Origin of the sequence: Escherichia sp. F1 (genome assembly GCF_046764225.1) — a bacterium.
In the GTDB taxonomy this organism is placed as follows: Bacteria; Pseudomonadota; Gammaproteobacteria; order Enterobacterales; family Enterobacteriaceae; genus Escherichia; species Escherichia coli.
In genome coordinates this window covers 3503300-3517454 of sequence record NZ_CP177202.1, presented here as the reverse complement: position 1 = coordinate 3517454, position 14155 = coordinate 3503300, and the positions used below count along the sequence as shown (strand labels likewise).

10 protein-coding genes and 1 tRNA gene are annotated in these 14155 nt (G+C 48.5%); 6 read left to right on the top strand and 5 right to left on the bottom strand.

The genetic code is table 11. The annotated features are described in order from the left end of the window. Nucleotides 1-353 precede the first annotated feature (353 nt). From fimA to sfmF, 5 genes are all read left to right on the top strand, one after another. Nucleotides 354-896 carry a type 1 fimbrial major subunit FimA gene (gene fimA / locus ACK8NJ_RS17080; protein ID WP_000776555.1) on the top strand — a complete coding sequence of 181 codons (543 nt, stop codon included), beginning with the start codon at nucleotides 354-356 and terminating at the stop codon, nucleotides 894-896. A 219-nt stretch (nucleotides 897-1115) separates the two neighbouring features. After that, on the top strand, nucleotides 1116-1808 hold the full coding sequence (gene fimC, locus ACK8NJ_RS17075; RefSeq protein ID WP_000988364.1) for a type 1 fimbria chaperone FimC: 693 nt from the start codon (nucleotides 1116-1118) through the stop codon (nucleotides 1806-1808). A gap of 30 nt (nucleotides 1809-1838) precedes the next feature. After that, nucleotides 1839-4448, top strand: a complete 2610-nt coding sequence (locus tag ACK8NJ_RS17070) for a fimbrial biogenesis usher protein (RefSeq protein WP_411961818.1) — start codon at nucleotides 1839-1841, stop codon at nucleotides 4446-4448. Between the two features lie 12 nt (nucleotides 4449-4460). Continuing rightward, entirely contained in the window at nucleotides 4461-5468 is a 1008-nt protein-coding gene (gene fimH, locus ACK8NJ_RS17065) for a type 1 fimbria D-mannose specific adhesin FimH (RefSeq protein WP_000691065.1), read from the top strand. A 10-nt stretch (nucleotides 5469-5478) separates the two neighbouring features. Further along, nucleotides 5479-5994 carry a fimbria assembly protein gene (gene sfmF, locus ACK8NJ_RS17060; RefSeq protein ID WP_220418203.1) on the top strand — a complete coding sequence of 172 codons (516 nt, stop codon included), beginning with the start codon at nucleotides 5479-5481 and terminating at the stop codon, nucleotides 5992-5994. Between the two features lie 2 nt (nucleotides 5995-5996). Here sfmF and fimZ read toward each other — a convergent pair whose 3' ends face one another. Then, nucleotides 5997-6629, bottom strand: coding sequence for a fimbria biosynthesis transcriptional regulator FimZ (fimZ, locus tag ACK8NJ_RS17055; protein ID WP_000805422.1), 633 nt, complete (start codon nucleotides 6627-6629; stop codon nucleotides 5997-5999). 242 nt (nucleotides 6630-6871) lie between these two features. Here fimZ and ACK8NJ_RS17050 point away from each other — a divergent pair. Next, a tRNA-Arg gene (locus ACK8NJ_RS17050) sits at nucleotides 6872-6948 on the top strand. 45 nt (nucleotides 6949-6993) lie between these two features. Here the strand turns inward: ACK8NJ_RS17050 and envY are convergent. The 4 genes from envY to nrfB form a co-directional block, all read right to left on the bottom strand. After that, nucleotides 6994-7755 carry a DNA-binding transcriptional regulator EnvY gene (gene envY / locus ACK8NJ_RS17045; RefSeq protein WP_411961817.1) on the bottom strand — a complete coding sequence of 254 codons (762 nt, stop codon included), beginning with the start codon at nucleotides 7753-7755 and terminating at the stop codon, nucleotides 6994-6996. Nucleotides 7756-7937: 182 nt separating this feature from the next. After that, entirely contained in the window at nucleotides 7938-8828 is an 891-nt protein-coding gene (locus tag ACK8NJ_RS17040; RefSeq protein ID WP_001224574.1) for a DUF4434 family protein, read from the bottom strand. After that, nucleotides 8829-11801, bottom strand: coding sequence for a bacteriophage adsorption protein NfrA (gene nfrA / locus ACK8NJ_RS17035; RefSeq protein WP_411961816.1), 2973 nt, complete (start codon nucleotides 11799-11801; stop codon nucleotides 8829-8831). Continuing rightward, nucleotides 11788-14025 carry a cyclic di-3',5'-guanylate-activated glycosyltransferase NrfB gene (gene nrfB, locus ACK8NJ_RS17030; RefSeq protein WP_000383927.1) on the bottom strand — a complete coding sequence of 746 codons (2238 nt, stop codon included), beginning with the start codon at nucleotides 14023-14025 and terminating at the stop codon, nucleotides 11788-11790. Before nrfB ends, nfrA begins: the two co-directional genes overlap by 14 nt. Between the last annotated feature and the right edge of the window lie 130 nt (nucleotides 14026-14155).

The window sequence follows — 14155 nt, the reverse complement described above, 5'->3', positions numbered from 1 at the left end:
ACCGTCGCTGAGGTCGCTGAGATTGAAAGCTTCATTTTTCGTCCATGATGGCGTTGTAAATCTGGAACTGACTTATTTCCTTGTCAAAGGATTAAGATAATTTAAGAAATACCTGACAATATAAAAAGAATTTTCAGCCTGGTAATTTACCGCTTCAGGTCTATATTTGTGTTGAATATATTTTGCGCGGAAGTATTCATCTAACGGGGCTCTCTATTTTTTAGAATAGAGTGCATATTTTCAATTAAGACATTCTTAGAGGATAAAAAGGAATTTACTACTATAAGTGTCTTAAATAAAGTAATCGGTTATATACGGATGTGGAGTCGATAAATGAGATTGAAGGAATATATATGAAATTAAGATTTATTTCGTCTGCGCTGGCCGCCGCACTATTCGCCGCTACGGGTAGTTATGCTGCCGTTGTAGATGGCGGTACAATTCACTTTGAAGGCGAACTGGTGAATGCTGCCTGTTCAGTGAATACTGACTCGGCAGACCAGGTTGTCACACTCGGTCAATATCGTACCGATATTTTCAATGCTGTTGGTAATACCTCTGCATTAATTCCATTCACTATACAGTTGAACGACTGCGATCCTGTCGTTGCCGCTAATGCTGCCGTTGCATTTTCTGGTCAGGCGGATGCAATCAATGATAATTTATTGGCCATTGCATCCAGTACTAATACAACAACAGCAACGGGTGTCGGTATTGAAATACTTGATAATACATCCGCAATTCTCAAACCTGATGGGAATAGCTTCTCAACCAACCAGAACTTGATCCCCGGGACCAACGTTCTTCATTTTTCTGCACGTTATAAAGGCACCGGTACAAGTGCATCAGCAGGGCAAGCAAATGCTGACGCGACTTTTATTATGAGATACGAATAATCAAAACCACGTTGTTTTGAATTATATATCACGTCTTATAACAAAGTAATGTACCGGTTGTCTGAAGCGGTATGGTGGCAATGTAAATCGAAATCATGTTCACTTTGTATCATGCCGCTTTATTAAATGAAAAGGGAATGATGTGTTGTAAGAAACCAAAGCAATCATTTCTTTATATTTCTTATTTTTGCCGTCAGGAATACACAAGGCGTATTAACTATGATGACTAAAATAAAGTTATTGATGCTCATTATATTTTATTTAATCATTTCGGCCAGCGCCCATGCTGCCGGAGGGATCGCATTAGGTGCCACGCGTATTATTTATCCCGCTGATGCTAAACAGACTGCGGTATGGATTAGAAATAGCCATACCAATGAGCGCTTTCTGGTCAATTCGTGGATTGAAAACAGCAGCGGTGTAAAAGAAAAGTCATTCATCATTACACCGCCACTGTTTGTTAGTGAACCCAAAAGCGAAAATACTTTGCGTATTATTTACACCGGTCCACCGCTGGCGGCAGATCGTGAGTCTTTGTTCTGGATGAATGTTAAGACGATCCCTTCGGTAGATAAAAATGCATTGAACGGCAGGAATGTTTTGCAACTGGCGATTTTATCGCGCATGAAATTATTTCTCCGTCCAATTCAATTACAAGAATTACCCGCAGAAGCGCCGGACACACTCAAGTTTTCGCGATCCGGTAACTATATCAATGTTCATAATCCATCACCTTTTTATGTCACCCTGGTTAACCTGCAAGTGGGCAGCCAAAAACTGGGGAATGCTATGGCTGCACCCAGAGTTAATTCACAAATTCCCTTACCCTCAGGAGTGCAGGGAAAGCTGAAATTTCAGACCGTTAATGATTATGGTTCAGTAACCCCGGTCAGAGAAGTGAACTTAAACTAACCGAATCATCTGACAATATCAGAGCTAATTATGAAAATACCCACTACTACGGATATTCCGCAGAGGTATACCTGGTGTCTGGCCGGAATTTGTTATTCATCTCTTGCCATTTTACCCTCCTTTTTAAGCTATGCGGAAAGTTATTTCAACCCGGCATTTTTATTAGAGAATGGCACATCCGTTGCTGATTTATCGCGCTTTGAGAGAGGTAATCATCAACCTGCGGGCGTGTATCGGGTGGATCTCTGGCGTAATGATGAGTTCATTGGTTCACAGGATATCGTATTTGAATCGACGACAGTAAATACAGGTGATAAATCAGGTGGGTTAATGCCTTGTTTTAATCAGGCACTCCTTGAACGAATTGGCCTTAATAGCAGTGCATTCCCCGAGTTAGCCCAGCAGCAAAATAATAAATGCATTAATTTACTGAAAGCTGTACCTGATGCCACAATTAACTTTGATTTTGCAGCGATGCGCCTGAACATCACTATTCCTCAGATAGCGTTGTTGAGTAGCGCTCACGGTTACATTCCGCCTGAAGAGTGGGATGAAGGTATTCCTGCTTTACTCCTGAATTATAATTTCACCGGTAACAGAGGTAATGGTAACGATAGCTATTTTTTTAGTGAGCTCAGCGGGATTAATATTGGCCCGTGGCGTTTACGCAACAATGGTTCCTGGAACTATTTTCGCGGAAATGGATATCATTCAGAACAGTGGAATAATATTGGCACCTGGGTACAGCGCGCCATTATTCCGCTGAAAAGTGAACTGGTAATGGGAGACGGCAATACAGGAAGTGATATTTTCGATGGCGTTGGATTTCGTGGTGTACGGCTTTATTCTTCCGATAATATGTATCCTGATAGCCAGCAAGGGTTTGCCCCAACGGTACGTGGGATTGCCCGTACGGCGGCCCAGCTAACGATTCGGCAAAATGGTTTTATTATCTATCAAAGCTATGTTTCCCCCGGCGCTTTTGAAATTACAGATTTGCACCCGACATCTTCAAATGGCGATCTGGATGTCACCATCGACGAGCGCGATGGCAATCAGCAGAATTATACAATTCCGTATTCAACAGTGCCGATTTTACAACGCGAAGGGCGTTTCAAATTTGACCTGACGGCGGGCGATTTTCGTAGCGGTAATAGTCAGCAATCGTCGCCTTTCTTTTTTCAGGGCACGGCACTCGGTGGTTTACCACAGGAATTTACTGCCTACGGCGGGACGCAATTATCTGCCAATTACACCGCCTTTTTATTAGGGCTGGGGCGCAATCTCGGGAGCTGGGGCGCAGTGTCGCTGGATGTAACGCATGCGCGCAGTCAGTTAGCCGACGACAGTCGTCATGAGGGGGATTCCATTCGCTTCCTCTATGCGAAATCAATGAACACTTTCGGCACCAATTTTCAGTTAATGGGTTACCGCTATTCGACACAAGGTTTTTATACCCTTGATGATGTTGCGTATCGTCGTATGGAGGGGTACGAATATGATTACGATTATGACGGTGAGCATCGCGATGAACCGATAATCGTGAATTACCACAATTTACGCTTTAGCCGTAAAGACCGTTTGCAGTTAAATATTTCACAATCACTTAATGACTTTGGCTCGCTTTATATTTCTGGTACCCATCAAAAATACTGGAATACTTCGGATTCAGATACGTGGTATCAGGTGGGGTATACCAGCAGCTGGGTTGGCATCAGTTATTCACTCTCATTTTCGTGGAATGAATCTGTAGGGATCCCCGATAACGAACGTATTGTCGGACTTAATGTTTCAGTGCCTTTCAATGTTCTGACCAAACGTCGCTACACCCGGGAAAATGCGCTCGACCGCGCTTATGCCTCCTTTAACGCCAACCGTAACAGCAACGGGCAAAATAGCTGGCTGGCAGGCGTTGGTGGGACCTTACTGGAAGGCCACAACCTGAGTTATCACGTAAGCCAGGGCGATACCTCGAATAATGGGTATACGGGCAGCGCCACGGCAAACTGGCAGGCCGCTTACGGTACGCTGGGGGTCGGGTATAACTACGACCGCGATCAACATGACGTTAACTGGCAGCTGTCTGGCGGTGTGGTCGGGCATGAAAATGGTATAACGCTGAGCCAGCCTTTAGGGGATACCAATGTTTTGATTAAAGCGCCAGGCGCAGGCGGTGTACGCATTGAAAATCAAACTGGAATTTTAACCGACTGGCGCGGCTATGCGGTGATGCCGTATGCCACGGTTTATCGGTATAACCGTATCGCGCTTGATACCAATACGATGGGGAATTCCATCGATGTTGAAAAAAATATTAGCAGCGTTGTGCCGACGCAAGGCGCGTTGGTTCGTGCCAATTTTGATACCCGCATAGGCGTGCGGGCGCTCATTACCGTTACCCAGGGCGGAAAACCGGTGCCGTTTGGATCACTGGTACGGGAAAACAGTACCGGAATAACCAGTATGGTGGGTGATGACGGGCAAGTTTATTTAAGTGGTGCGCCATTGTCTGGTGAATTACTGGTTCAGTGGGGAGACGGCGCGAACTCACGCTGCATTGCGCACTATGTATTGCCGAAGCAAAGCTTACAGCAAGCCGTCACTGTTATTTCGGCAGTTTGCACACATTCTGGCTCATAAAGGAAATTATCAATGAAGATAATCTGCAGATTATTATTGGCAATGGCATGTTTGTGTCTAGCAAACATATCCTGGGCTACTGTTTGTGCAAATAGTACTGGCGTAGCAGAAGATGAACACTATGATCTCTCAAATGTCTTTAATAGCACCAATAACCAGCCAGGCCAGATTGTTGTTTTACCGGAAAAATCCGGCTGGGTAGGTGTGTCAGCAATTTGCCCACCCGGCACGCTGGTGAATTATACATACCGTAGTTATGTCACCAACTTTATTGTTCAGGAAACTATCGATAATTATAAATATATGCAATTAAATGATTATCTATTAGGTGCGATGAGTCTGGTTGATAGCGTGATGGATATTCAGTTTCCCCCGCAAAATTATATCCGTATGGGAACAGATCCTAACGTTTCGCAAAACCTTCCGTTCGGGGTGATGGATTCTCGTTTGATATTTCGTTTAAAGGTTATTCGTCCCTTTATTAACATGGTGGAGATCCCCAGACAGGTGATGTTTACCGTGTATGTGACATCAACGCCTAACGATCCGTTGGTTACACCTGTTTATACCATTAGTTTTGGTGGCCGGGTTGAAGTACCGCAAAACTGCGAATTAAATGCCGGGCAAATTGTTGAATTTGATTTTGGTGATATCGGCGCATCGTTATTTAGTGCGGCAGGGCCGGGGAATCGACCAGCTGGTGTCATGCCGCAAACCAAGAGCATTGCGATCAAATGTACGAATGTTGCTGCGCAGGCTTATTTAACAATGCGTCTGGAAGCCAGTGCCGTTTCTGGTCAGGCGATGGTGTCGGACAATCAGGATTTAGGTTTTATTGTGGCCGATCAGAACGATACGCCGATCACGCCTAACGATCTCAATAGCGTTATTCCTTTCCGTCTGGATGCAGCTGCGGCAGCCAATGTCACACTTCGCGCCTGGCCTATCAGTATTACCGGTCAAAAACCGACCGAAGGGCCGTTTAGCGCGCTGGGGTATTTACGCGTCGATTATCAATGAGGTACGGAGAATGAGAAGAGTACTCTTTAGCTGTTTCTGCGGGCTACTGTGGAGTTCCAGTGGATGGGCAGTTGACCCTTTAGGAACGATTAATATCAATTTGCACGGTAACGTTGTTGATTTCTCCTGTACCGTAAACACAGCGGATATTGATAAGACGGTAGATTTAGGCAGATGGCCTACGACACAATTACTGAGCGCTGGCGATACCACGGCACTCGTCCCTTTTAGCCTGCGGCTGGAGGGATGTCCTCCGGGTTCAGTTGCGATTTTATTTACGGGAACGCCGGCATCTGATGCCAACCTGCTGGCTCTGGATGATCCCGCAATGGCACAAACCGTCGCCATCGAATTACGTAATAGCGATCGCTCCCGGCTCGCACTGGGGGAGGCGAGCCCGACTGAGGAAGTAGATGCAAATGGCAATGTCACACTAAACTTTTTTGCCAATTATCGAGCGTTAGCCAGCGGTGTTCAGCCAGGTGTGGCGAAAGCGGATGCGATATTTATGATCAATTATAATTAATATTATATTAATTCATATAATTTGGCGTAGTCGATAAGCTCTACAATTGAATGCAATCCTAGCTTGCCATAAATATTAGATTTATGCGCACTAACTGTTTTATTGCTAAGTAATAACTTATCGGCAATTTCTTTATTAGATAATCCGCTGACCAGATAACGTAATATCGTCACTTCACGATTAGATAGCACAGTGATCGTTGAACTATTCGTGCTACATTTATTGCTTTTTATATAGTTGAGCGTTTCGCTGGGAAAAAAAGTGTATCCGGAGAGGATCATCTGAACGGCATGAAAAATATCATTCTGATCATTGCATTTACTGACAAAACCGTTAGCACCAGCTTGTATCGCTCTGCCAGCATAAAAGCATTCTGATTTCGATGATAAAAATAATACTTTCACTGTGCTCTGGATTTGTTTGATCCTTTTCAGGAAGGTAAAACCGTCTGTTCCGGGCAAGTCTATATCCATAATGATTAAATCAACAGGACGGGTTCGGAGATAATCGATGGTTATGCGATAATCATCCGTTTTCAGGACAATTTGCAATTCACTGTTTTTTTGCAACAGAACTTCAATAGACATTCTGATGATAGGATGAGTATCCATAATGATCACCGACGTTGGTTTCATAGTTACCAGTCTCATAGGATCGGACAATTTTCCGTTAGGGCGGGAAATTGTACTTTGATACATGAAAATACGGGTTTTCTTGATTCAGACGCGCAGCGGTGTACGTTTGTTTGCCGCTATAGCGAAATAAATCAGAAAATCAGACGCGGTCGTTCACTTGTTCAGCAACCAGATCAAAAGCCATTGACTCAGCAAGGGTTGACCGTATAATTCACGCGATTACACCGCATTGCGGTATCAACGCGCCCTTAGCTCAGTTGGATAGAGCAACGACCTTCTAAGTCGTGGGCCGCAGGTTCGAATCCTGCAGGGCGCGCCATTTCTTCTTCATTTATCCCCGTCTTATCTGTTTCCGCTTTGCCCTTCACCACATCACTTTTTGTCGCTGTTTGGCGAGATAATTCAACGGTGTCAGGCCGTAAAACGCCTTAAAAACAGAGATAAAGTACGACGTGCTGCTATAGCCACATAATTGCGCTACCTGAGTGATATTTTTGTTATCCATCAATAACATCTGTACGGCGTAACGCATACGACACTCTGTGACAATCTGGCTATAGCTGGTATTTTCGTTTTTTAATTTCTTTTTGAGCAGGCTGGGGCTTAAACATAGCGAACTGGCGACAATTCGCAGATTCCAGTAATGCTGAATATCGCTTTGAATAATGCGGCAGACGCTGTCGCGGACGCTACTGCGTAAGATATACATCAGTAGGGCAATAAACCGCGATTGCTCAAGAAAGTTAGACAATACGGTAAAAAGCAATGCGCGCGTCAACTCCGCTTCGCAGGGTTTGCTGGGTTGCTGCTTGCTGTGGTTGGCGGCTAGCCGGAACACTTCCGGTGTACGGCTATGACAAGCGATAACCGGGGTTGCCAGCCGCGACCAGGGCTTTACGCAGGTTAAGTTCTTATTTAAAAACAACAGATAATCGTTGATGATGTTGCGGTTGATGTGGGTGATTAATACGTGATTTAACGTTGAGAGTTCAATGACGTTATTGTTGCACGCGAAGGCGGCCAGGTAGTTTTTCGGAAGGGTAAACGTAGTATGGTTATTGACGCTTACCTCTACCTCTTTTTCGGTCAGGATCACCACGCAAGGTTCACTGCTGCTCAATTGCATTTCGCACTCCTCAGATATCAGAAACTCCGCTCAAAGGATCTATGCTTCCTGCATGAGTGATCGGCCCGTTCGCCGATAACGATCTTCTTTCTTTAGCACGCTTTTTAGCAATTAATCTTGATGGAATTCTGACGAGAGCGAAAGTAGTAAGTCAGGTCGTACCCGACTTACCTGGAGGGGATTTAATACTCGAGAATGCCGTGCGCGACGGGCAAATAGCGCAGAGAGAAATAGAGCGTGTCTTTACCGCAAGAGGAACGTTTCGCTAACAGCGAGGCGATCTCTGCATCCGGTTTCGGTTTCGCTGTAAAGGTTTTGCCTTTGCCGGCGACAAACAGTTCATAAACAATGCCGCTGGCAGGGGCGGAACTTTGGCAATCGGCGCTGGCCTGTAGATAACGTTCACGCTGTTCAGCGGTAAGTTTATTCACGCCGCTGCCATCCTGTACCCAGACATTAACGCCGGTTGTTTTAACTTGTTCCAGCAGTTGGCGATAGCCATCGGGCGACATGTTTCCGGCGAAAAAACTACTGATATAAACCGGTTTTGCTGAAACATCGCTAATCAACCGCTGCGCGTTGTTTAACCATGTCAGCAAAGGTTGACGGGCGGCTTCGCTGCGCCAGTTCAGGTCGTCAATTTCCGCGCTGATGTACCAGCCATCCGGCGTTACGCCAGGCGCGGCGCTCCATAATCTGGCTTGCTGGAGATCGGCAGCCAGCAGGCGATTAAGATAGCTTTCCAGCGCCGCGGATGACTGTTTCTGGTGCATAAAAAATTCCGGATCGGCATTCAGCCCGACAATCAGCTTCAGGCCAGCCTGTTGCGCAGCTGCGGCACGCTTAAACAATAACGCGCGCTGTTCTGGCTGGGTGAATGCATCGCCGTAACGGGTCCATTGCAAAACCAGGGTATCGAAGCCTTGCAAACGTAACTGACTCATCAGCCCCTGCCACTGGGTATCGGTAACCTGACTATCACGGTTTTGTGGTTGCCAGATAATACCTTTCATCGCAAAGGAAAAAGGGCTGACCAAAAGCAGTGTCAGCAATACGAAAATGAACTTACGCATTTACCAGTGCACTCCAATGGTGAGAAACGCGTTGTTGCGCTCTCCGTTACGTTGATTAATCGCCTTAAAGGTATGTTGATATTCGACGCCGAGACTGACTTTGTGCGGCCAGGCGTCGTAGTGCGTCTCGCCGGTCCAGATATTCCAGCGGACCCCGACACCGCCAAGCTGCGCGCCCTGAGTGCCTTTATCACGATAACCGTTGTCCTGAACGTGAGCGTAAGGCTCAATAGTCTGTCCGTTCGCCACCTTCTGATGCCAGCTTACGCGATAATCTGCCGTCCACGCCTGAATATCCTGGCGGACATATTGCGCCGCATCGAGGTACAGGTTTTGGGCAAACCAGCCTGAACCGTTCGGGTGCCATTCGTCGCTGTATTTGCCGCCATTAAAGAATGAGGCGCTGGCGCGCAGCATGGTATCGGATGCGCCATTTTGCCCGTTCAGCGGCAACTGCTGTTCGACGGCGAGGAAAACGATCTGATCGCGCAGCGGCTTCCAGCGCAGACCGGTGCCGGACATCGGATTTTTCACCGGCATCATCACCCCGTTTTCTCCGGTATCGGCAAAGACGCGGCTATAAACTGAGAGCAGGTCGCCTTCCAGCAGCATATTGCGTCCGATGCGGTACTCGGCTTCCAGTTGCCCGTAGCTACGATAGCTTTTCCCTGGCGCTGCGCCGCCGACATTATTGTTAGCGGTACTCATCGCGCCGGAACGCAAGCCGATGGAAGAATCGAAACTGAACGTCCAGCGGCGACCGACCTCCTCATGCAGACGGCGGAAATTGAAGCGTTGCTGATTTTGCTCTGGGGTCAGTGGGGTTATCAGCGCCTGATTATCAATGTCATCAATCACCAGCCGGGCGTAGTGCTGCGTCGCAGGCATGTCATCCAGACGCTGGTTCACGTAGGCCAGTTGTCGGATAAGTGCCGGATCGTCCGGTAGCCCTTTATGCGCCTGTTCGAGCATTTCCCGCGACTGTGCGATATCACCGCTATCCCACAAGGCGTAACCGAGCGCTGCCTGGGTGTTGCTATTATTCGGTTCCAGTTCCAGAGCGGCGCGCAAATCACTCACCGCCGCCGGGACATTATGACGTTGGCGATAAATTGTCGCCCGCGCAACGTAAGCGTTGGCAGAAGGCGCAATATTGATTGAGCGCGTGAGATCGTTCAGTGCGAGTTCCGGCTGACCAGGAATGTAACGTTGCGCATGCAGCCACCAGTAGAGGGCATTGTTTCCCAGCCCACGTTGTTCTGCCTGCTGAAGCCAGCGATCGCGAGCCGCACCATTTCCTGCCGCCTGGGCGGTATTGGCAGCAGCAAGCAGATCCTCATTGCTCATGTCGTGAAGACTGATTTTCTGCCAGGCCGCCAGTGCGGTGGCGTAGTCCTCAACCTGATACGCCTGATAGGCTACCGCACGATGTTGCCAGGCGTTCGGTTGTCGTTGTTCGGCCTGAAGCCATGCATACAACGCCACACCTGGTAGCGTGTCCCGATAACACTTTGCCAGACGGTTCCAGGCGGCAGCATCGTAGGAAGGCGACATATCGCCCAGCAAGCGAACTATTGCCGGGCAATTATCTGCAATACCCGGCAACTGACTTTGCCACTGACGTTGCTCCGCCAGCGGTAAGGGTTTCGATAAAATCGCCACCTTCGCCGGAGTTGCCAGGTAAGGATGACTTTCCAGCAGAGACGCCAGTCGCGCCATTAAAGTCTGGCTGACACGCGCATCGCCCTGGAAAGGATAGCGTTGCAGCAATAAATCGGCAGCTTCGCGTGACTGCTCGTTCTGCATCAGTTGCCAGGTCAGTTGATCCAGGCGGGTAAGATTTGCCGGTTCTTGCTGATACAGCAATCGTGCCAGACGCAGAGCTTCAGCCTTGTTACGGGTCGCCACGCTAACGGTATAACGCTCCTCAAGCATTTCATTGGCGGGGAGGGTGGCGAGCAGTTTTTGCGCTGCGTCGTACTGACCTTCTTTTAACAGCACCGGTAGCGTCGCGCCAACAACATACTGGCAGTTGTCGGCAAACTGTACCGTATAATTCGTCAACGCCTGAACGGGGTTGCCGCTGTATTTAGATAACAGATAGAGCCAACTTTTCTCTTGTGCGTCCGTGGTAAATAGCGGCGTATTTTCAATGAGATAATGCTGGAGGCGTGCTTTTTCGCCACGATAAGCCAGCGCGGTCGCGTAAGTAATATATGACTGAGGATCGGTGAAGATCCCCTGTGATTGCAGCGCCAGGATCCGATCGTCCAGCTGCCCGGCAAGAAGCACGTCAAACCACTGACGGCGTTCTGCCGCGCTTAATGTGTTCTGCTGGCGTGCTTCATTGTATAGCGTATCTGCCTGGGACCATTGTTTCAGGTAGATTGCCCGTTGCAGCAGATCGGTTCGCAGCGTTTTTCCTTCCGGCGATGCAGCAAAGGTCGCATCGTTCAGTTGCGCTCTGGCGACAGGTAATTGTGCCAGCCGCAGGGCATTCTGCCCGACTTCACTGCGACAACGCAGGGTCGGCGCAGCGTCGCACGATTTTTGCTGGGCAAGCAGTTCTTCAACAGTCGTAACGCTTTTCACTTCAACTGGAATAGCCGCCAGACTGCGCTCAAGTCGGGCATCTCCTGGATGACGTTTCAGTTGATCCTCAAGCAACAGCCGCGCCCGGGCATCATGACCAAAATGGCGATAGGCTTCCGCAAGGTATAAAGTCAGCGGAATATTATCCGGCACCTGCTGGTGTATATATTCAAATTCGCGGATGGCGGTTGCTTCGTCGTTATTTTTCTGTGCCTTCAGCGCCTTATCGAGACGGGGATAAATAACAAAATGGCGATAATCGCTCAGCCCCAGCTCTTCTGCGCTGGTGCCGATATTGTCTGCGAGTGCGCTGGTACTCAATAAAGACGTCAGCAGTAAACCAGACCATCCGATGACGCGATTAAGGTTATTCTCCTTCATTTTCGGACTCCAGTTGCGCAACCTGTTCTGTGTTTAAACCTGCTTTGAGTAATAGTGATTGCATCGAAACTTGTAATTCGCGTTGAATTGTCAGGACGCGATCCAACGTTTCCTGGCTGATAACGCCTTCGGTGACCAAAAACTTGCCGAGCGGCAGAGAACTGCGTTCATGGCGCAATAACAACACGTTAATTGCTGAACGATTAATATGACCGAGCGTGGTCAGTATTTCGGCGAACAGGAACTGATGCGGCACATATTGCCGCCAGATTTCACCGGCCTGCTGTTCCGTGAGCCACTGATGCTGAATCGCATTGTACAACATTGCCCGCGGATCGTGACCGCGTCGGCGTGCATACCAGTGACGTAACCCCGTGACAATTTGTCCCCGCAGAACAATGACGTAACGCACTTTGCGTCCGACTTTACGCGTCAGGGCTGCCAGCGAAACCGGGTCAATACCATCTTCACTGCCGACAATTAACTCATCATTTTCCAGACGCAGCGGCAGTACTGCATAATGCAGCGCCACGGAAGCCGGCATTTCGGCAATCAGTGATGAAGGGATCTGCCAGGCGTCGATCGACTCCCACGCCACGCCGTTTTGCTCTGCCAGCGCCTGTGCCAGCTGTTCGGCGCTAATCAGCCCCTGCATCAGCATTGAACCGCCCAGGCGTAGACCTTCGACGCGATTACGCAGTGCTGTATCGAGTTGTTCTTCAGTGATGACCTGATTTTCCAGCAGAATTTGGCCTAACGGGCGCAACGAGCGGGTATCGCCAGTCACGCTGGGGAAGTCATGCGTTGTTTTATCCCACGCGACGCGACGTGGATCGCCGTGTTGAAGTACCTGTTTTAACGCGCGCCAGTTGGCCATGAAGTTAATCAGGTTGCCCCAGAAAAGACGCAGGACAGATAGCAGCCCCTGCGTCAGACCGTAGTAGCCAGTGACAAAAATCACCCGCTGCACGATGCGGTTAACCATCAAACCAAAGTTTAGCCACAGCAGGGTCATTAACCATGCGCTGCCGCTAAAAATAGAAAGGAAATGCCAGGCATCGGGCCACAAACTTTCATACGCCAGCAACAGCAAAAGCTGGATCATCACCAGCATCGCGAGGAAGCTGACAAAGTTACTGATTGCCCCTTTGCGGTCGCGCCAGAGAAAGTAGTTCAGCGTCAGGCTGGAGGTCCATTTGTGGGTTTTAAAGCCCTGGAAAACAATGCCGATGATCCAGCGAGATTTTTGTCGAACCGCAGTCGAAAAGGTATCGGGGAAATATTCGCGCACGCAGATCATGTTTGACGTCCGCGCGTGCTGTAAAAATTTACGCTGCTCGCGTTCTTTGGCTTCGTCCACCACCGGAAAACGGACAAAAATTTCCGTCATACCTTTTTCTTTCAGGCGGAAACCAATGTCGTAATCTTCAGTAAGACTCTGCACGTCGAAAGCAATACCGTCACCGTCAGCTAACAGTGCGGTCACGGCGCGGCGGCTGAAACAGGTGCCGACGCCTGCGCTGGGCACCTGTCCGGCGAGGGCTTCACGCACCGGAACATCTTTGCCATGCAGTTCTGAAAACTCATCAATGTAAGTCATGCTGGTGAAGTGCGTCCATTCGCGTTCGAATGGGTACACCGGGATCTGAATCAGATCTTTACGCTCGACCAGATAGTTGAACAGACGCAATTCCATCGGTGAAATCACATCTTCGGCGTCATGCAGAATAAAACCAGCAAATGCGAAATTGGCGCTACGCTCAAACTGGGTGATGGCGTCCAGCACGTTGTTCAGGCAGTCGGCTTTGCTGGTGGGGCCAGGACGCGCGCAGACTACCTTATGCACGTTTGGGAAGCGAGCGCACACTTCGTCAACATCACGCTGAGTATCGGGGTCGTTGGGGTAGGTGCCAACAAAGATATGATAGTTTTCATAGTCGAGCGTGGTCGCCGCCAGCTCGGCCATATTGCCGATGACGCCCGTTTCATTCCACGCCGGAACCATAATCGCTAACGGTTTTTCATCTGGTTTATACAGTTCGCGGTAACTCATTCGCGGGTAGCGGCGATAAACACTCAACTTGCGTTTAATGCGGCGTACCCAGTAGACGACATCAATAAAAAAATCGTCCAGCCCGCTGATGAACATGATGACCGCTAACGTTATCGCGATTACTTTTAAGCCGTAGAGCCAGGTAGCAAAAACATCAAGAAGCCAGTCCACACAAAAACCTTACATTAACGCTGGTTATGTTTAGGGTGGCGTATATTAAGGTTTTTTATGAATTGTGACAGCTTTTTACCATTAATAGGTATGACTATTGCGGCACGTTATTTTTACACTGGTTATAAAA